At 66.0% G+C, this 16,442-nt stretch carries 16 protein-coding genes and 2 tRNA genes; 13 read left to right on the top strand and 5 right to left on the bottom strand.

What is annotated here, in order from left to right; genetic code table 11:
* The first annotated feature begins 2 nt into the window (after positions 1 to 2).
* Both secG and WDU93_RS08020 read left to right on the top strand, forming a co-directional pair.
* Positions 3 to 251 (top strand): preprotein translocase subunit SecG, encoded by a 249-nt coding sequence (secG, locus tag WDU93_RS08015; RefSeq protein WP_337319355.1) that lies wholly within the window; start codon positions 3 to 5, stop codon positions 249 to 251.
* Positions 251 to 607, top strand: a complete 357-nt coding sequence (locus tag WDU93_RS08020; protein WP_337319357.1) for an RNA polymerase-binding protein RbpA — start codon at positions 251 to 253, stop codon at positions 605 to 607. The genes secG and WDU93_RS08020 overlap by 1 nt, the downstream gene beginning before the upstream one ends.
* Before the next feature lie 309 nt (positions 608 to 916).
* On the opposite strand, the gene WDU93_RS08025 is transcribed toward WDU93_RS08020, so the two are convergent.
* The 3 genes from WDU93_RS08025 to WDU93_RS08035 all read right to left on the bottom strand — a co-directional run bounded on the left by WDU93_RS08025 (position 917) and on the right by WDU93_RS08035 (position 3,329).
* The gene (locus WDU93_RS08025; protein ID WP_337319359.1) at positions 917 to 1,726 is read right to left on the bottom strand and encodes a SurA N-terminal domain-containing protein; all 810 of its coding nucleotides are present in this window, start codon (positions 1,724 to 1,726) and stop codon (positions 917 to 919) included.
* A 167-nt stretch (positions 1,727 to 1,893) separates the two neighbouring features.
* A complete protein-coding gene (locus tag WDU93_RS08030; RefSeq protein ID WP_420064052.1) occupies positions 1,894 to 3,057 on the bottom strand; it encodes an IS30 family transposase in 1,164 nt (387 codons plus the stop codon).
* Between the two features lie 201 nt (positions 3,058 to 3,258).
* Positions 3,259 to 3,329 (bottom strand) — tRNA-Gly (locus tag WDU93_RS08035).
* Positions 3,330 to 3,494: 165 nt separating this feature from the next.
* Here WDU93_RS08035 and WDU93_RS08040 point away from each other — a divergent pair.
* The 11 genes from WDU93_RS08040 (at position 3,495) to WDU93_RS08090 (ending at position 13,390) form a co-directional block, all read left to right on the top strand.
* Positions 3,495 to 3,571 (top strand) — tRNA-Pro (locus WDU93_RS08040).
* A gap of 59 nt (positions 3,572 to 3,630) precedes the next feature.
* On the top strand, positions 3,631 to 5,130 hold the full coding sequence (tig, locus tag WDU93_RS08045) for a trigger factor (protein ID WP_337319361.1): 1,500 nt from the start codon (positions 3,631 to 3,633) through the stop codon (positions 5,128 to 5,130).
* Positions 5,131 to 5,200: 70 nt separating this feature from the next.
* Positions 5,201 to 5,677, top strand: coding sequence for a tetratricopeptide repeat protein (locus WDU93_RS08050; RefSeq protein ID WP_337319363.1), 477 nt, complete (start codon positions 5,201 to 5,203; stop codon positions 5,675 to 5,677).
* A gap of 42 nt (positions 5,678 to 5,719) precedes the next feature.
* Positions 5,720 to 6,349, top strand: coding sequence for an ATP-dependent Clp protease proteolytic subunit (locus WDU93_RS08055; protein WP_337319481.1), 630 nt, complete (start codon positions 5,720 to 5,722; stop codon positions 6,347 to 6,349).
* Between the two features lie 18 nt (positions 6,350 to 6,367).
* Entirely contained in the window at positions 6,368 to 7,009 is a 642-nt protein-coding gene (locus WDU93_RS08060; RefSeq protein WP_337319365.1) for an ATP-dependent Clp protease proteolytic subunit, read from the top strand.
* Positions 7,010 to 7,159: 150 nt separating this feature from the next.
* Positions 7,160 to 8,095, top strand: a complete 936-nt coding sequence (locus WDU93_RS08065) for a sugar-binding transcriptional regulator (protein WP_337319367.1) — start codon at positions 7,160 to 7,162, stop codon at positions 8,093 to 8,095.
* Positions 8,092 to 9,093 carry a deoxyribose-phosphate aldolase gene (gene deoC, locus WDU93_RS08070; protein WP_337319369.1) on the top strand — a complete coding sequence of 334 codons (1,002 nt, stop codon included), beginning with the start codon at positions 8,092 to 8,094 and terminating at the stop codon, positions 9,091 to 9,093. The genes WDU93_RS08065 and deoC overlap by 4 nt, the downstream gene beginning before the upstream one ends.
* Positions 9,094 to 9,128: 35 nt before the next feature.
* Positions 9,129 to 10,571, top strand: a complete 1,443-nt coding sequence (locus tag WDU93_RS08075; RefSeq protein ID WP_337319370.1) for an aldehyde dehydrogenase family protein — start codon at positions 9,129 to 9,131, stop codon at positions 10,569 to 10,571.
* Positions 10,568 to 11,431 carry an aldehyde dehydrogenase family protein gene (locus tag WDU93_RS08080; RefSeq protein ID WP_337319372.1) on the top strand — a complete coding sequence of 288 codons (864 nt, stop codon included), beginning with the start codon at positions 10,568 to 10,570 and terminating at the stop codon, positions 11,429 to 11,431. The genes WDU93_RS08075 and WDU93_RS08080 overlap by 4 nt, the downstream gene beginning before the upstream one ends.
* Before the next feature lie 129 nt (positions 11,432 to 11,560).
* The gene (gene clpX, locus WDU93_RS08085; protein WP_337319374.1) at positions 11,561 to 12,829 is read left to right on the top strand and encodes an ATP-dependent Clp protease ATP-binding subunit ClpX; all 1,269 of its coding nucleotides are present in this window, start codon (positions 11,561 to 11,563) and stop codon (positions 12,827 to 12,829) included.
* Between the two features lie 9 nt (positions 12,830 to 12,838).
* On the top strand, positions 12,839 to 13,390 hold the full coding sequence (locus tag WDU93_RS08090; RefSeq protein WP_337319376.1) for an NUDIX hydrolase: 552 nt from the start codon (positions 12,839 to 12,841) through the stop codon (positions 13,388 to 13,390).
* Between the two features lie 21 nt (positions 13,391 to 13,411).
* On the opposite strand, the gene WDU93_RS08095 is transcribed toward WDU93_RS08090, so the two are convergent.
* Both WDU93_RS08095 and WDU93_RS08100 read right to left on the bottom strand, forming a co-directional pair.
* Positions 13,412 to 15,460, bottom strand: coding sequence for a M3 family metallopeptidase (locus WDU93_RS08095; protein WP_337319378.1), 2,049 nt, complete (start codon positions 15,458 to 15,460; stop codon positions 13,412 to 13,414).
* 9 nt (positions 15,461 to 15,469) lie between these two features.
* A complete protein-coding gene (locus WDU93_RS08100) occupies positions 15,470 to 16,378 on the bottom strand; it encodes a LysR family transcriptional regulator (protein WP_337319380.1) in 909 nt (302 codons plus the stop codon).
* Positions 16,379 to 16,442: the final 64 nt, after the last annotated feature.

Below are 16,442 nucleotides of genomic sequence, written 5' to 3' on the forward strand. Positions count from 1 at the left end.
TCGTGCCAGTTCTTGAGTTCGTGTTGCAGGTGGTGCTGGGCATCAGCAGTGTTCTGCTCACCCTCCTCATCCTTCTCCACAAGGGTCGCGGTGGCGGCCTGTCCGACATGTTCGGTGGCGGTATGTCGGCCACGGTCGGCTCGTCCGGTCTCGCCGAGCGGAACCTGAATCGGTTCACGATCGTGCTGGCCCTGGTGTGGTTCGTGTCGATCGTCGCGCTCGGCCTGATCACGAAGTTCCAGGTGATCTGATGGCCACCGGAGGAAACGCGATCCGCGGTACGCGCGTCGGATCGGGCCCGATGGGCGAGCAGGACCACGGCTACCACGCAGACCGCATCGCCGTGTCGTACTGGGATGGCCTCGGCAACGAGACCGTCCGCTATTTCGCCGCCGGGCTCCCCGACGAGGAGATCCCCGACACGATCGACCACCCGCACACGGGCCTGCCTGCCGGTCGTGACAAGCAGAACCCGCCGGAGCTGGCCAAGGCCGAGCCGTACAAGACGCACCTCGCGTATGTGAAGGAGCGTCGTACCGATGAAGAGGCGGAGCAGCTTCTCGAAGATGCTCTGACCCAGCTGCGCGAACGACGCGGCCAGGCCTGATCTGATCTAGAGAAAGACCCCCGGAGCTGACGGCGGATTCCAGGAGTCGTTGCAACACAACGTGCTCCGATCATACAAACAGCGCCCCTCCTGAGCTTGCGAGCTTGGGAGGGGCGCTGTCTTGAGTCGAGGACTCAGGTTCCAGGCTGAGACGATGAGGATAGTGAAGGATTCTTTCGTGCTCTCCTGCGTCTGATCGTCTTAGCCAAGGCGCGGAGGGCTACCCAGACGAGCGCGATCACGACTATCGCGATCAACACGAGGAGGATGAGGCTGGTCCAACTGAATAGCGATCCCATGATTTTCTCCTTAGGGGAGCTGGAAGCTTCCCTTGCTGTTCCAGAAGTAGGCGTATGTCTGGATCTCCAGGTTCAGAATAACTCCACCGAAGCTGCCGCTCCGATTGAAGCTCCAGGACTGTACGTTAGCTCCAGATGTTGAGCTCTGGCTTGTCTCGTAAACCTTGCCGACGAACGGCCATTGAGTCACGGCCCCATACCCCTGAACATTCACCTGTGCCTTGATCTTCGTCAAGGACGTGCCTGAAGTCTTCTTAGCGGTGAAGCTTGTCGACCATGAGTTTGCAAACGGGTTAGGTTCTCCGACTTTGAGTGAGAAACTACCAACCTGGCTCACTGAGGTACCGAAAGCAGTCTTGCTCCTATTGATCTTTCCCGTCGTGCTGGCCGCGAGCTCGATGTTCGGCTCGTCTGAGTCTGCGGAGTAGTTTGCAGTTGTGACCGTGGGGCCGGAGTCCACGGATTCGTCGACCATGTAGGCGCGGAGGAACTCCAAGTCTTCCGGGCTCAGAGGCTCTCCAACTTCGTAGGCGTCCGCCATCTCCTCCGTCCGGTCGGCAATCTGTTCCACAGTCAGATCGATATTCTCTTCAAACTGCACATCTTCTTCTGCGATCGGTGTCGAGTTCTCTGCGAACTGCTCCGCCTCTTGCGGGTCCAGATTCTCCACGTCACCTGCCGGGTTCGAGACTGCCGCGACCTGAGCTTGCTGCGGATCGGCAGTCGCGGGGACGACATCGGGAACGCTTGATCGTCCTGCAAGGTAGCCGCCACCTCCCGCAATTCCGAGGGCCAGTACGGCAGCGATCGATCCTGCCATGACTCGTCTCTTCGACACCATGAGGTTCCTAACTCCTTGTGCGTCCCATCATCGGAGCGCAGAATCAGAATCGATTGCCCGCGAGAAGCGGCTGTCTGTAGGCCAAATGGGGGACAAAGAACGAGGGTTTCAAGCTGCCTGACGGCACTCACGCGATATGACGCTTGTTAGCTTCCGCTTGCGGCGAGGAGCTCCACGAGCCTCATTGCAGGGGTGTCCCAGTTGAGGGTCTTGCGGGGGCGTGTGTTGAGTTCGTGTGCGACGAGCTCGAGGGTCTCAGCGGAGTGCTTTGATAGGTCTGTTCCTTTGGGGAAGTACTGGCGGAGGAGCCCGTTCGTGTTCTCGTTCGATCCTCGCTGCCAGGGTGATGCAGGGTCGCAGAAGTAGACGGGCATGTCGGTTGCCATGGTGAACGCGCGGTGTTTGCCCATTTCGCTGCCCTGGTCCCAGGTGAGCGAGCGCCGGAGGTGCGTAGGTAACCTCTGGATGCTCTGCGCCAAGGCAGCACCGACAGAGACTGCGCCGTGGTCGCCGGGTAGATGAACAAGCATTGTGAAGCGGGTGGTGCGTTCCACGAGAGTGGCAATCGCGGAGCCGCTGCTCTTCCCGATGATCAAATCACCCTCCCAATGACCCGGAACAGCCCGCTCGTCGACTTCGGCGGGACGATCGCTGATCATGACCATCGGGTCGCGGTAGCGCGGCTGACGGGCCTGCGCCTGTTTGCGAGTCTTCCGACGCGCCCTGCCTGTCCGGAGCGCCTTGTGGAGTTCGCGACGTAGCTCTCCACGACCCTGAACATAGAGGGCGAGGTAGATCGTTTCGTGGACCACGCGCATCTCCGGGCGGTCAGGGAAGTCCCGCTTGAGCGCATGCGCGATCTGCTCCGGACTCCATCGGACCTCCAGTCTGCGCTGGATATAGTCACGAAGCTCCGGATTCTGCGCAATCTTCCCTGACTTCGGACGTGACAGACGCGCCAACGCCCTATCGTGCGCGGCATAAGGGCGGTAGTCACCAGAGCGAGGGTGACTGTTCCGACGCACCTCCCGACTGATCGTTGACGCCGGCCGGCCCAGCTCAGCCGCGATCTTTCGCCGCGACCACCCCGCGCGCAAGCTATCCGCGATGAAGATCCTGTCCTGCTCTGAGAGAAACCTGGACGACAAAGAAGCCCGGTACGGGCGCGGCCTCATAGGAGGCATCACGCCCGTACCGGGCTTCTGTCGATGGTCACCGTTACGCCAGCGCTTAGTCGTGCGATACGTCACACCAACGATTCTCGCGGCCTGCTTGAACCCATGACCGTTATCGACCAGCTCGAAGAACATCGCACGCTCAGCATGCAACTTCTTCCGCCCCTGAGGCGACCGATCAGCACGAATCTCGAACCCCACCAGCAACTCCCGAAGATCAGGTGTTGCAACGACCACTAGAACTCAAGGACGCTCCGGGGGTCTTTTCGTCTGCGTCGCGAAGGTGCCCGCACAACGTAAGCGGGCCCTGTCTATGTGACAGGGCCCGCGAATCGGAGGGGATGACGGGAATCGAACCCGCGTCATTAGTTTGGAAGACTAAGGCTTTACCATTAAGCTACATCCCCAAATTTGGCCGGTCAGGCCAAATTTCTGTGTTCAGTTGGTGATCCCTTGGGGAGATCGGTCGCCGCTTCGCTCTCGGCGCAAGCAACCTCACCAGCATAGCGGACGGCGAGAGTGCTCCTGTCCGTTAGACTCGTGGGGGCCGTTCCCGCGTGCGCGGGTTCAACCGGGGCGTAGCTCAGTTTGGTAGAGCGCCCGCTTTGGGAGCGGGAGGTCGCAGGTTCAACTCCTGTCGCCCCGACCACGACCCCAGACTTCATGACCGCGCGGTCCGCGCGGAAACAACAAGGAGAGCACACCAGCATGGCCAACAGCACCGTCGAGAAGCTGTCCCCGACCCGGGTCAAGCTCAGCATCACGGTCACCCCCGAAGACCTCAAGCCCAGCATCGCCCACGCCTACGAGCACATCGCTCAGGACGTGCAGATCCCCGGCTTCCGCAAGGGCAAGGTGCCCGCTCCGATCATCGACCAGCGCGTCGGTCGTGGCGCCGTCATCGAGCACGCGGTGAACGAGGCGCTGGACGGCGTCTTCCGCGAGGCCGCCGCCGAGCACAACCTGCGTGTCGTCGGCCGCCCGTCGGCTGACATCACCCAGTGGCCCAACGAGAAGGACTTCTCGGGCGACCTGCTCGTCGACGTCGAGGTCGATGTGCGTCCCGAGATCGAGCTGCCGGCCCTTGACGACGTCACCATCACGGTCGACGCGGTCGAGACCGACGCCGCTGCCGTCGACGCCGAGCTGGACAAGCTGCGCGCGCGCTTCGGCACCCTGATCCCCGTCGACCGTCCGGCCGCGAAGGGCGACTTCGTCGAGCTCGACCTCGTCGCCGCGATCGACGGCAACGAGATCGACCGCGCCGAGGGCGTCTCCTACGAGATCGGCTCCGGCGAGCTGCTCGAGGGCACCGACGAGGCGATCGAGTCGCTGACCGCCGGTGAGCAGACCACGTTCAACTCGACCCTTCTCGGTGGCGAGCACGCCGGCGAGGTGGCCGAGGTCTCTGTGACCGTCAAGGCTGTCAAGGAGCGCGAGCTTCCCGAGGCCGACGACGACTTCGCGCAGATGGCCAGCGAGTTCGACACCCTTGCCGAGCTGCGCGCCAGCCTCGAGGAGACCGCTGCACAGCAGGGTGTCTTCACCCAGGGCAGCGCCGCTCGCGACCAGCTCATCGACACGCTGATCGAGAAGATCGAGATCCCCGTGCCGGCACAGCTCATCGAGGACGAGGTGCACAACCACCTCGAGTCCGAGGGTCGTCTCGAGGACGACGAGCACCGTGCTGAGGTCGCCGAGGCGAGCGAGAAGCAGTTCCGCACGCAGGTTCTGCTCGACGCGATCGCCGAGGATGCCAAGGTGCAGGTGTCGCAGGAGGAGCTCAGCGAGTACCTCATCCAGTCCGCAGCGCAGTACGGCATGGCTCCGCAGGAGTTCGTCAACGCTCTGCAGCAGGCCGGTCAGCTGCCCGCGCTCATCGGTGAGGTGGCGCGCAACAAGGCTCTCGCCGTCGCCCTGAGCAAGGTCTCGGTCGTGGACAGCAACGGCAAGGCCGTCGACCTGTCCGCCTTCATCGGCGACATCGACGAGCCCGAGGCGGAGGCTGAAGAGGCCGCTGACGAGAAGGCCGCCAAGAAGCCCGCCGCGAAGAAGCCCGCTGCGAAGAAGGCTCCGGCCAAGAAGCCGGCCGCCAAGAAGGACGCTGACGCCGCGGACGAGAAGCCCGCCGCGAAGAAGGCCCCGGCGAAGAAGGCTCCGGCCAAGAAGCCGGCCGCGAAGAAGGACGAGGCCGCGAAGGCCGAGTGATCTCGGATCATTCCTGACGAGAAGGCGGGTGCTTCGGCATCCGCCTTCTCTCGTTCCCTGGAGGTAGACGATGGATGAGTGGCAGCAACGGGTGGACGCCGTCTGGAATGACGCGAGCCTCACAGACGCCGATCGCATCGCGCTCATCGACACACTGGCGCCACATGCGCCTGATGAGGCGCGCGCGTACTTCGAGCGCGCTGGCGCCCGGGACTCGGCCGGTGACGAACAAGGTGCGGAACCGCTCTACCGCCGAGCCCTCGAGCTGGGGCTCCCAGACGGTCTCCGCGCGCAGGCGACGATTCAGCTCGCCAGCACGTTGCGCAACCTCGGCCGGGCGGGGGAGAGCCTCGAGCTGCTCGCGCAGGAGCGTGAGCGTGGCGGCGCTCTGCAGGATGCCGCATCCGCCTTCTACGCCCTCGCTCTGGCAAGTGCCGGCGACCCGCTGCGGGCCGCAGCGATCGCGCTGGAGGCCCTGGCTCCGCACCTTCCGCGCTACACCCGATCGGTCACCGCCTACGCGCGGGAACTCGCGCCGCCACGCTGATATGCCGACGGCGAACACGGCCGGTGGCGTGCGTTATCCCCGATAGATTCAAATCACCGAAACACGGAAGCAGGAGCTGACATGGCTGAACCACTCATGGCGACAAGTGTCTTCGACAGGCTGCTGAAGGACCGCATCATCTGGCTCGGTTCCGAGGTGCGTGACGAGAACGCGAACGAGATCTGCGCGAAGATCCTCCTTCTCGCTGCAGAAGACCCTGAGAAGGACATCTACCTCTACATCAACTCGCCCGGTGGCTCGATCACCGCAGGAATGGCGATCTACGACACCATGCAGTTCGTCCCGAACGACATCGTGACCGTCGGCATCGGCATGGCCGCCTCGATGGGTCAGCTGCTGCTGACCAGCGGCACCAAGGGCAAGCGGTACATCACCCCGAACGCGCGCGTGCTGCTGCACCAGCCGCATGGTGGCTTCGGCGGCACCGCGAGCGACATCCAGACGCAGGCGCAGCTCATCCTCTCGATGAAGAAGCGTCTCGCCGAGATCACCGCATCGCAGACCGGCAAGACGGTCGAACAGATCGACGCCGACGGTGACCGCGACCGCTGGTTCACCGCGGACGAGGCACTCGCGTACGGCTTCGTCGACCACATCCGTGAGCACGCGACCGACGTGCACGGTGGCGGCGGCACGGCAGCGACGAACTAAGGCAGGAGCAACACACCTATGTACACCCCCACCTTCCGCGCTGCCGGAAACCTGCCCGAGAGCCGCTACGTGCTCCCGCAGTTCGAAGAGCGCACCGCCTATGGCTTCAAGCGTCAGGACCCGTACAACAAGCTGTTCGAAGACCGCGTGATCTTCCTCGGCGTGCAGGTCGACGATGCGTCGGCCGACGACGTGATGGCGCAGCTGCTGGTTCTGGAGAGCCAGGACTCCGAGCGCGACATCACGATGTACATCAACTCGCCCGGTGGCTCGTTCACCGCGATGACGGCGATCTACGACACCATGCAGTACGTCGCGCCGCAGATTCAGACGGTCGTCCTGGGTCAGGCCGCGTCTGCCGCATCCGTGCTGCTGGCCGCCGGCGCCCCCGGCAAGCGACTCGCGCTGCCCAACGCCCGCGTGCTCATGCACCAGCCGGCGATGGGTGAGGCCGGTCACGGCCAGGCCTCCGACATCGAGATCCAGGCCGCGGAGATCCTGCGTATGCGGACGTGGCTCGAGGAGACCATGGCCCGCCACACCGGCAAGTCGGTCGAGCAGGTCAACCGCGACATCGACCGCGACAAGATCCTTTCGGCGTCTGAGGCGCTGGAGTACGGCATCGTCGACCAGGTGCTCACCAGCCGCAAGCGCGCTTGACGCGCAGCGACAGACGAAGGGCGGTCCGGATCTCCGGGCCGCCCTTCGTCGTCCCCACGGATGTGCGCACCCCGGTGCGCGTGTGCTCATATGAGCAAGAGCGTGCGCGCGTGACGGAGAACTCCTACGATGTAGTCAGAGGAGGATGCCATGGATGACGAGCTGCTGATGGTCCGCGTCGCAGAGCTCTCCTATGACGAGAACAAGACGCAGGATGAGATCGGCGCTCTGCTCGACATCTCCCGCTGGAAGGTCGGGCGGCTCCTCACGCAGGCGCGCGAGCGTGGCATCGTCCGCATCGAGATCGTGCATCCGCGTGCCCGCCGGCTGGGGCTCGAACGTCGCCTCGTCGACGCTTTCGGCATCTCCGACGCCATCGTGGTGCCTGCCCCAGAAGATCAGGCGGGGCTGCTCGATCGCGTGGCCCTCGCGGCGGCCGACTACCTCACTGCGATGCGCCCCGTGCCGCGCACCCTCGCGGTGAGTTGGGGCCGCACGCTTACCGCGATCGCCGAGGCGTTGCCCGACGGGTGGGCCAACGGAGTGACGGTGGTGCAGGCGAACGGGGGAGTGAGCCTGAACCGCCGATCCGGCGGTGCCGCAACTCTGGCCACCACGATCGCCCACCGTGCCGCCGGTCAGGCCGTGCTGCTGCCGAGCCCGGCGATCCTCGAACGTGTCGAGACGAAGCAGGCCATTGAAGCTGATCGTTTCGTCGCGGGCATCCTCGACCAGGCCGCGCACGCCAGCGCCTACCTCTTCACTGCCGGCCCCGCAGAGGCCGACTCCGCGCACGTCGAGAACGGCTACCTCACCGCCGAGGATGTCGCCGAGCTCGCCCGTCGCGGTGCGGTGGGCGATGTGCTCGGCCGCTATATCGATGCGGAGGGCAACATCGTCGACGCGCAGCTCGACGCCCGCACCGTCGGCGTGGGCCTTGACCGGCTGCGCGCCGCCGATCGCGCCGTCTTCGTGACCGCCGGTGCGGCCAAGCACGACATCGCCCGCACAGTGGTCAGCAGCGGCCTGTGCACCGTGATCATCACAGACGAGAACACCGCAAGAGCATTGTTGGAGGAACGATGACGACCAAGGAACTGACGCGCCGCAACGCGGTCGACGTGCTGGGAGGTGAACCGGACGACGCCACTCTGCGTCGCTTCCTGCACGGCCTTCCCGGTGTCGATGCGGTGGGCCTGGAGCAGCGTGCTGCCGCACTGGGCACGCGTTCGATCAAGACCACCTCGAAGGCCTGGGCCCTCGACAAGATCATCTCGCTGATCGACCTGACCACCCTCGAGGGGGCTGACACCGCCGGCAAGGTGCGCTCGCTGGTCGCGAAGGCGAAGAACCCGGATGCCGCCGACCCCACGACCCCGCGGGTGGCGGCTGTGTGCGTGTACGGCGACATGGTCGGCCACGCCGTCGACGCGCTCGGCGCGCTGCACGGCGATCCCGACGACGGCCTCATCTCGGTTGCCGCCGTCGCCACCGCCTTCCCTTCTGGTCGTTCGTCGCTGGAGATCAAGCTCGCCGACACCGCCGAGGCCGTCGCGGCCGGCGCCGATGAGATCGATATGGTGATCGACCGCGGTGCCTTCCTCGAAGGGCGCTACGGGCTGGTGTTCGACCAGATCGCTCGAGTCAAGGAAGCCTGCCGCCGTGAGGACGGCAGCTACGCCTCGCTCAAGGTCATCATGGAGACCGGCGAGCTCAACACCTACGACAACATCAAGCGCGCCTCGTGGCTCTCGATCCTCGCCGGCGGTGACTTCATCAAGACGTCGACCGGCAAAGTGCAGCGCGCCGCGACTTTGCCCACCACGCTGCTCATGCTCGAGACCGTGCGCGACTGGTACCGCGCCACCGGCGAGAAGATCGGCGTGAAGCCGGCCGGCGGCATCCGCTCGTCGAAGGATGCCATCAAGTACCTCGTCACGGTCGCCGAGACGGCGGGCGAGGAGTGGCTGCAGCCGCACCTGTTCCGCTTCGGCGCATCGAGCCTGCTCAACGACGTGCTCATGCAGCGACAGAAGCTGATCAGCGGCCACTACTCGGGCCCCGACTACCTCACGATCGACTGAGCCCGCCGACACGTTCAGAAAGCCAAGGACCTGATATGTCATTCCTGGAATACGCTCCGGCTCCCGAGTCGAAGTCCGTCCTCAACCTGCGCGACAGCTACGGGCTGTTCATCAATGGCGAGTTCGTCGATGGCACCGGCACGAGCTTCCACACCATCTCGCCCGCCGACGAGACCAGCATCGCCGAGATCTCGGCCGCCTCGGAAGAGGACGTCGACCGCGCCGTCGCCGCTGCCCGCCGCGCGTACGACAAGGTGTGGTCGAAGATGAGCGGCCGCGACCGCGGCAAGTACCTGTTCCGCATTGCTCGCCTCGTGCAGGAACGCGCCCGCGAGCTTGCCGTCGCCGAGAGCCTCGACAACGGCAAGCCGATCAAGGAGAGCCGCGACGTGGATGTGCCGCTGGTGGCATCCTGGTTCTTCTACTACGCCGGCTGGGCCGACAAGCTCGACTACGCCGGCCTCGGTGCGAACCCGAGGGCGCTCGGTGTGGCCGGCCAGGTCATCCCGTGGAACTTCCCGCTGCTCATGCTCGCGTGGAAGGTCGCCCCGGCGCTGGCCGCGGGCAACACGGTCGTGATCAAGCCCGCAGAGACCACGCCGCTCACGGCGCTGATCTTCGCCGAGATCCTGCAGCAGGCTGATCTGCCCGCCGGCGTCGTCAACATCGTCACGGGTGCCGGGGCGACCGGCGCAGCCCTCGTGCGCCACCCCGACGTCGACAAGGTGGCCTTCACCGGGTCGACCGGCGTCGGCCGCGACATCGCCAAGGCGGTCGCGGGCACCAAGAAGAAGCTCACGCTCGAGCTCGGTGGCAAGGCGGCGAACATCGTGTTCGACGACGCACCGATCGACCAGGCCGTCGAGGGCATCGTCAACGGCATCTTCTTCAACCAGGGCCACGTGTGCTGCGCCGGCAGCCGCCTGCTGGTGCAGGAGTCGATCCACGACGAGGTCATCGACCGGCTCAAGCACCGCCTCTCGACGCTGCGCCTCGGCGACCCGCTCGACAAGAACACCGACATCGGAGCGATCAACTCGGCCGCGCAGCTGGCCCGCATCCGTGAGCTCAGCGACATCGGTGAGGCCGAGGGAGCGGCGCGGTGGACCGCCGACTGCGCGATTCCGGAGCAGGGCTTCTGGTTCGCCCCGACGATCTTCACCGGCGTCGAGGCCGCGCACCGCATCGCTCGCGACGAGGTGTTCGGGCCGGTGCTGTCGGTGCTGACCTTCCGCACCCCGGCCGAGGCCATCGCCAAGGCCAACAACACCCCGTACGGCCTGTCGGCCGGTATCTGGAGCGACAAGGGATCGCGCATCCTCGCCGTCGCCGACAAGCTGCGCGCCGGTGTGGTGTGGGCCAACACGTTCAACCGATTCGACCCGTCGAGCCCGTTCGGCGGATACAAGGAGTCTGGCTATGGCCGCGAGGGCGGCCGCCACGGACTCACCGCCTACCTGAAGGGAGCCTCCGCATGAGCAAGCGACTGACCGTGCCGAAGACGTACAAGCTCGCCATCGGCGGTGCCTTCCCGCGCAGCGAGTCCGGCCGCACCTACGAGGTGCTCTCGGCCAAGGGCGACTTCCTCGCCAATGCCGCGCTGGCGTCGCGCAAGGATGCCAGGGATGCCGTCGTCGCCGCGCGCGGCGCCGTCAAGGGCTGGTCGGGCGCGACCGCGTACAACCGTGGTCAGGTGCTGTACCGCGTCGCCGAGATCCTTGAGGGGCGCCGGGCGCAGTTCGTCGACGAGATCGTCGCCCAGGAGGGCGTCAGTGCCGCTGTCGCCGGCGCGCAGGTGGACGCCGCGATCGACCTGTGGGTCTGGTACGCCGGATGGTGCGACAAGTACGCCCAGGTCGCGGGCAATGCCAACCCGGTCGCCGGACCGTACTTCAACATCTCGGTGCCCGAGCCCACGGGCGTCGTCGCCGTCGTGGCCCCGCAGGACACGGCACTGCTCGGGTTCGTCTCGGTCGTGGCGCCGGCGCTGGTCACCGGCAACACGGTCGTCGCCATCGCCAGCGAGCGGTTCCCGCTCTCGGCGATCAGCCTGGCCGAGGTGCTGGCCACCAGCGATGTGCCCGGTGGCGTGGTCAACGTGCTCACGGGCTCGCCTGCGGAGATGGCGCCGTGGCTCGCTTCGCACGCCGACGTGAACGCCCTCGACCTGGCCGGCGCTGCTGACCTGGAATGGGTCGACCTCGAGATCGCCGCTGCTGACACGCTGAAGCGGGTTCTGCCCCCGGTGCCGGACACGGCGTCGATCGATGCGAGCCCGACGCGCATCACCGCGTTCGTGGAGACCAAGACCGTGTGGCACACCAAGAGCATGATCTGACGATCGGTTCTGACACGAGGGCCCGGTTCCGCCGACTGGTGGTGCCGGGCCCTCGTTGTGCGCGCCAATCCGCCCCGGTGTCTGACCCAGCGGTTAGGCTCAGAGGACGATCTTTCGAGGAGGAAGCGTATGGCACGCATCGGTGAAAGCGCCGACCTGTTCAAGTGCTCATTCTGCGGAAAGAGCCAGAAGCAGGTGCAGCAGCTCATCGCCGGCCCCGGCGTGTACATCTGCGATGAGTGCGTCGAGCTGTGCAACGAGATCATCGAAGAGCGCATGGCCGAGTCCGCCGACGGTGCGGTCGCCGATTTCGAGTTGCCCAAGCCGCGTGAGATCTTCTCCTTCCTCGAGGAGTACGTCGTCGGTCAGGAGCCCGCGAAGAAGGCTCTCGCTGTCGCCGTCTACAACCACTACAAGCGCATCCGCGCCCGCGGCACCCTGCAGCCTGCCGAGCAAAAGGCCGACGAGGTCGAGATCGCCAAGAGCAACATCCTGCTCATCGGCCCCACCGGGTGCGGCAAGACCTACCTCGCACAGACGCTCGCCAAGCGCCTGAACGTGCCGTTCGCGGTGGCCGACGCCACGGCGCTCACCGAGGCGGGCTACGTCGGCGAAGATGTCGAGAACATCCTGCTCAAGCTCATCCAGGCCGCCGACTACGACGTCAAGCGCGCCGAGACCGGCATCATCTACATCGACGAGGTCGACAAGATCGCCCGCAAGGCCGAGAACCCCTCGATCACCCGCGACGTGTCGGGTGAGGGTGTGCAGCAGGCGCTGCTGAAGATCATCGAGGGCACGGTGGCATCCGTTCCCCCGCAGGGTGGGCGCAAGCATCCGCACCAGGAGTTCTTGCAGATCGACACCTCCAACGTGCTGTTCATCGTGGCCGGTGCCTTCGCCGGCCTGGAAGACATCGTCTCGTCCCGCGTGGGCAAGCACGGCGTCGGCTTCGGCGCCCCGCTGCACGACAAGGGCAAAGACCTCGACCTGTTCAGCGAGGTGCTCCCCGAAGACCTGCACAAGTTCGGTCTGATCCCCGAGTTCATCGGGCGGCTGCCCGTGGTGACCTCGGTGTCACCGCTCGACCAGGACGCCCTCATCGACATCCTCACCGGTCCACGGAACGCGTTGGTCAAGCAGTACCAGCGCATGTTCGAGCTCGATGGGGTGCAGCTTGAGTTCGACGAAGAGGCTCTGCGTTCGATCGCTGATCTCGCCGTCGAGCGAAAGACCGGCGCCCGAGGCCTGCGCGCGATCCTCGAAGACGTGCTCGGTCCGATCATGTTCGAGATCCCGTCGGCAGAAGACGTCGCGAAGGTGGTCGTCACCAAGGCCGCCGTGGACGACGGGGCCCCGCCCACGATCGTCATGGCTCGCAAACGCAAGAGCGCCTGACCTCGGCACGTGTCGAATCACACGCCCACACCGTGGACGGTGATCGGCAGCAGGACAGTGGTCTCCGACCGATGGATCCACCTGCGCGCTGATGACTGCCGCGACGACCGCGGGCACGAGATCGCGCCCTACTACGTGCTCGAGCCGGCCGACTGGATCTCGGTGCTCGCGATCACGACCGACGGAGACGCGGTCATCGTCGAGGAGTACCGGCACGGCGCCGGTGTCGTGGCGCTCGGCACGATCGGCGGCGCCGTCGAAGAAGGGGAGTCTGCACTCGCCGCCGCGCGTCGCGAACTGCGGGAAGAGACCGGCTATGCCGCCGGCGAGCTCATCGACCTCGGCGCCACCTGGGCGAACTTCGGCAACCACAGCAACCGCGTGCACCACTTCCTGGCGACCGGGTGCGTCCCCACCGGCGAGCGATCACTCGATGACAGTGAGGCCATCGCCGTGCACCTGATGCCCCTCGAGGCCGCAGGGCCTCAGCTCGAGCAGAGCTATCACCTGCTCACCTGGTATCTCGCACGCGACGTCCTCGCGCGGCGCGGGCGCGCCTGAGCATCCTCTGAGCGTGCGTCGTCAGCCATCCAGGCCGCGTCGCTTCAGCAGCGGAGCAATCTCGGCATCCCGCCCGCGGAAGTCGCGGTACGCCTCCAGCGGATCCGTCGACCCGCCGACCCCGAGCAGGCGCGCGCGGAACCGGTCGCCGTTCTCCCGGGTGAGTCCGCCGTTCTCGCGGAACCAGTCGACGGTGTCCGCGTCGAGCACTTCGCTCCAGATGTACGAGTAGTAGCCGGCGCTGTACCCACCGGCGAAGACGTGGGCGAAGTAGGTCGACGAATAGCGCGTGGGAACCACAGGCGAATCGAGCCCGATGTCGGCGAGGGCCGCAGCCTCGAACGCGGCGACGTCAGCGACCACAGCATCCGGCGCGAGACGGTGCCAGGCCTGATCGAGCCACGACGCGGCCAGATACTCGGCCGTCGCGTGCCCCTGATCGAACGTCTCCGTCGCCCGCAGACGCTCGACGATGGCCGGGTCGAGCCGCTCGCCGGTCTCGTGATGGCGGGCGTAGTTGTCCAGCACCTCGCTCCACAAGATCCACATCTCGTTGACCTGGCTCGGGAACTCGACGAAGTCGCGGAACACGTTCGTGCCGGCGAAGTGCGGGTACGTGACACGGGCGAACAGACCGTGCAGGGCGTGCCCGAACTCGTGGAACAGCGTTGTCACCTCGTCGAGCGTCAGCAGGGTCGGTTCTCCCTCGCCGGGCTCGGAAACGTTGAGGTTGTTGACGACGACGGGGAGCGTGCCGCGCAGCGCCGACTGGCTCACGATCGGGTTCATCCACGCGCCACCACGCTTGGAGTCGCGCGTGTACAGATCGAGCACGTACAGGCCGACCGGGGAGCCATCGGCATCCGTCACCTCGAACACGCGGGCACCGGGGTGGTAGGCGACGAGGTCGTGCCGTTCGGTGAACGTCACGCCGTACAACTGTGTCGCAGCGAAGAAGACGCCGTCCTGCAACACGCGCTCGGCCTCGAAGAAGGGTCGCAGCGCGGCCGTGTCGATGTCGTATCTGGCCTGCCGAACCCGCTCGGTGACGTAGGCCCAGTCGTGGGCCTCGAGCGCGTACGGGGCATCGGAGTCGTCGATGAGCTCCTGCAGGGCCGCCCGCTCGCGCTCCACGTTCCGCGCTGCCGGCGCGGCCAGCTCGCGCAGCATCCGCTCGACTGCCTCGGGAGATCCGGCGGTCTCGTCAGCGGTCACGTAAGCCGCATGCGAGGCATAACCGAGCAGGGCGGCGCGTTCGGCGCGCAGGCGCACGATCTCTTGCACCACGCCGCGGTTGTCATACGCGTTGCCGCGGGAGCCTCGCGCCAGCGATGCCGACATGATGCGGCGCCGGCTCTCACGATCGCGCAGGGACGCGAGGGCGGGATGCCCGGTGAACAGGGGGAGTGTGATCAGCCACTGCCCCTGAAGTCCACGTTCGGAGGCGGCGCGTGCCGCCGCGCTGAGCTCACCCGTCGACAGTCCAGCGAGAGCCGTCACGTCGTCGAAGGCGACAGCAAGATCATTGGTGTCGGCCAGCAGGTTCTTCTCGAACGTGGTGCTGAGCGACGAGAGTCTCTGGTTCAGCGCCGTGAGGGTGGCCTTCGCCTCAGCATCCAGAGCCGCACCGGCATGCGTCATCTCACGGAAGTGACGCTGCACCAGATAGCGCTGCTCGGCCGTCAGCTCGATGTCGTCGAGTCGTTCGTGCACCTGCGCGACGCGCCAGTAGAGTCGCTCGTCGAGACGGATGGCGTCTTCGTGCGCTGCCATCAGCGGCGCGAGCACCTCCTCGATCTGCTGGATCTCGGCCGTAGCGTCAGCCGAGCTGACCGTGTAGAACACGTGGGCGACACGGTCCAAGGTCTCGCCGGCCCGCTCGATCGCCGCAATCGTGTTCTCGAAGGTCGGCGCCGAGCGTGCCCGAGTGATCGCGTCGATTTCGCGTCGGTGCTCGGCGAAGGCGACCTCGAACGCGGGCAGATAGTGCTCAGGGCGGATGGCGCGGAAGTCGGGAAGTTCGTAGGGCAGGCCGGACGGATGCAGCAGCGGATTCGTGGCGTCGGTCATCCGATGAGCCTATTCGGTGAGCCTCGCCATCACCCGCTGCAGGGCCTCGATGACCACCCGCACCGATCGTCGATGCAGCGCTTCGGGGCGCGCCAGCAGGTCGATCATGCGGTGGGTGCTGACTCCCTGCAAGGGAAGACGCACGATGTCGCGCTCGTCCACACTGCGCGAGGTGTACCTGGGCAGCATCCCGATCACGCCACCGGCGGCGACCACCGCCGCGACGGCACCGTAATCGTTGATACGGTGCTGCACCTGCGGCGCCCGGTTCGTGACGGCGGCAACCGCGCGCAGCACGTCATCGGGGGAGTAGCCGACCCTGCTCGTCACCCACAGCTCGGCGGCAACGTCGGCGGGGGTGAGAACCCCGCGGGACGCCAGGGGATGGGAGGTGGCGACGGCGACGTCGAGCGGTTCCCGCACCAGGGTGAGAGATCGGATGCCCTGAGTCGGCCACGGTGCAGAATGTTCCATCCGATGTGCAAGCACGAGGTCGTACCGGGAGGTGAGCGCGGGGAACTCGCTCTGCGCGACGTCCTCGTCGGTCAGCCGCACGCCGGGGGTGGGATCGGATGCCGCGAGCGCCCGGATCAGGGGACCGAACAGTGCCTGCCCGGCGCTGTGGAAGCCGCTGATCGAGACTGTGCCGCTGGCATCCCCCTCGAACTCGTCGATGGCATTGCGGGCTGCTGCCATCGCGTCGATCGCCTCGGCGCCGGCGGTGGCGAGCACCTCGCCGGCTGAGGTCAGGGTGAGCCGGCGGCCGTCTTTGCGGGTGAGGGGTGTGCGGAATCCGCGCTGCAGTGCGGCCAACTGCTGCGAGACCGCAGAAGGCGTCACGTTCAGCGCGTCCGCCACCGCGGTCACGCTGCCGAGAGCGCCGAGCTCGCGCAGGATCTGCAACTGATGGAGTTCCACGGTCTTAGTTTAGATTGCTCTACAGCAACAGTGCAGAAGTTGCCGGTTGTTCTACATGATCAGG

It is taken from the genome of Microbacterium istanbulense (assembly GCF_037204145.1).
GTDB classification, from domain to species: domain Bacteria; phylum Actinomycetota; class Actinomycetes; order Actinomycetales; family Microbacteriaceae; genus Microbacterium; species Microbacterium istanbulense.

What these genes read in the sequence shown, in the direction of transcription:
- WDU93_RS08020 (WP_337319357.1), top strand. Translation starts at nt 251, where the DNA reads ATGGCCACCGGAGGAAACGCGATCCGCGGTACGCGCGTCGGATCGGGC.
- WDU93_RS08025 (WP_337319359.1), bottom strand. Translation starts at nt 1,726, where the DNA reads ATGGCAGGATCGATCGCTGCCGTACTGGCCCTCGGAATTGCGGGAGGT.
- WDU93_RS08030 (WP_420064052.1), bottom strand. Translation starts at nt 3,057, where the DNA reads ATGTTCTTCGAGCTGGTCGATAACGGTCATGGGTTCAAGCAGGCCGCG.
- tig (WP_337319361.1), top strand. Translation starts at nt 3,631, where the DNA reads ATGGCCAACAGCACCGTCGAGAAGCTGTCCCCGACCCGGGTCAAGCTC.
- WDU93_RS08050 (WP_337319363.1), top strand. Translation starts at nt 5,201, where the DNA reads ATGGATGAGTGGCAGCAACGGGTGGACGCCGTCTGGAATGACGCGAGC.
- WDU93_RS08060 (WP_337319365.1), top strand. Translation starts at nt 6,368, where the DNA reads ATGTACACCCCCACCTTCCGCGCTGCCGGAAACCTGCCCGAGAGCCGC.
- WDU93_RS08065 (WP_337319367.1), top strand. Translation starts at nt 7,160, where the DNA reads ATGGATGACGAGCTGCTGATGGTCCGCGTCGCAGAGCTCTCCTATGAC.
- deoC (WP_337319369.1), top strand. Translation starts at nt 8,092, where the DNA reads ATGACGACCAAGGAACTGACGCGCCGCAACGCGGTCGACGTGCTGGGA.
- WDU93_RS08075 (WP_337319370.1), top strand. Translation starts at nt 9,129, where the DNA reads ATGTCATTCCTGGAATACGCTCCGGCTCCCGAGTCGAAGTCCGTCCTC.
- WDU93_RS08080 (WP_337319372.1), top strand. Translation starts at nt 10,568, where the DNA reads ATGAGCAAGCGACTGACCGTGCCGAAGACGTACAAGCTCGCCATCGGC.
- clpX (WP_337319374.1), top strand. Translation starts at nt 11,561, where the DNA reads ATGGCACGCATCGGTGAAAGCGCCGACCTGTTCAAGTGCTCATTCTGC.
- WDU93_RS08095 (WP_337319378.1), bottom strand. Translation starts at nt 15,460, where the DNA reads ATGACCGACGCCACGAATCCGCTGCTGCATCCGTCCGGCCTGCCCTAC.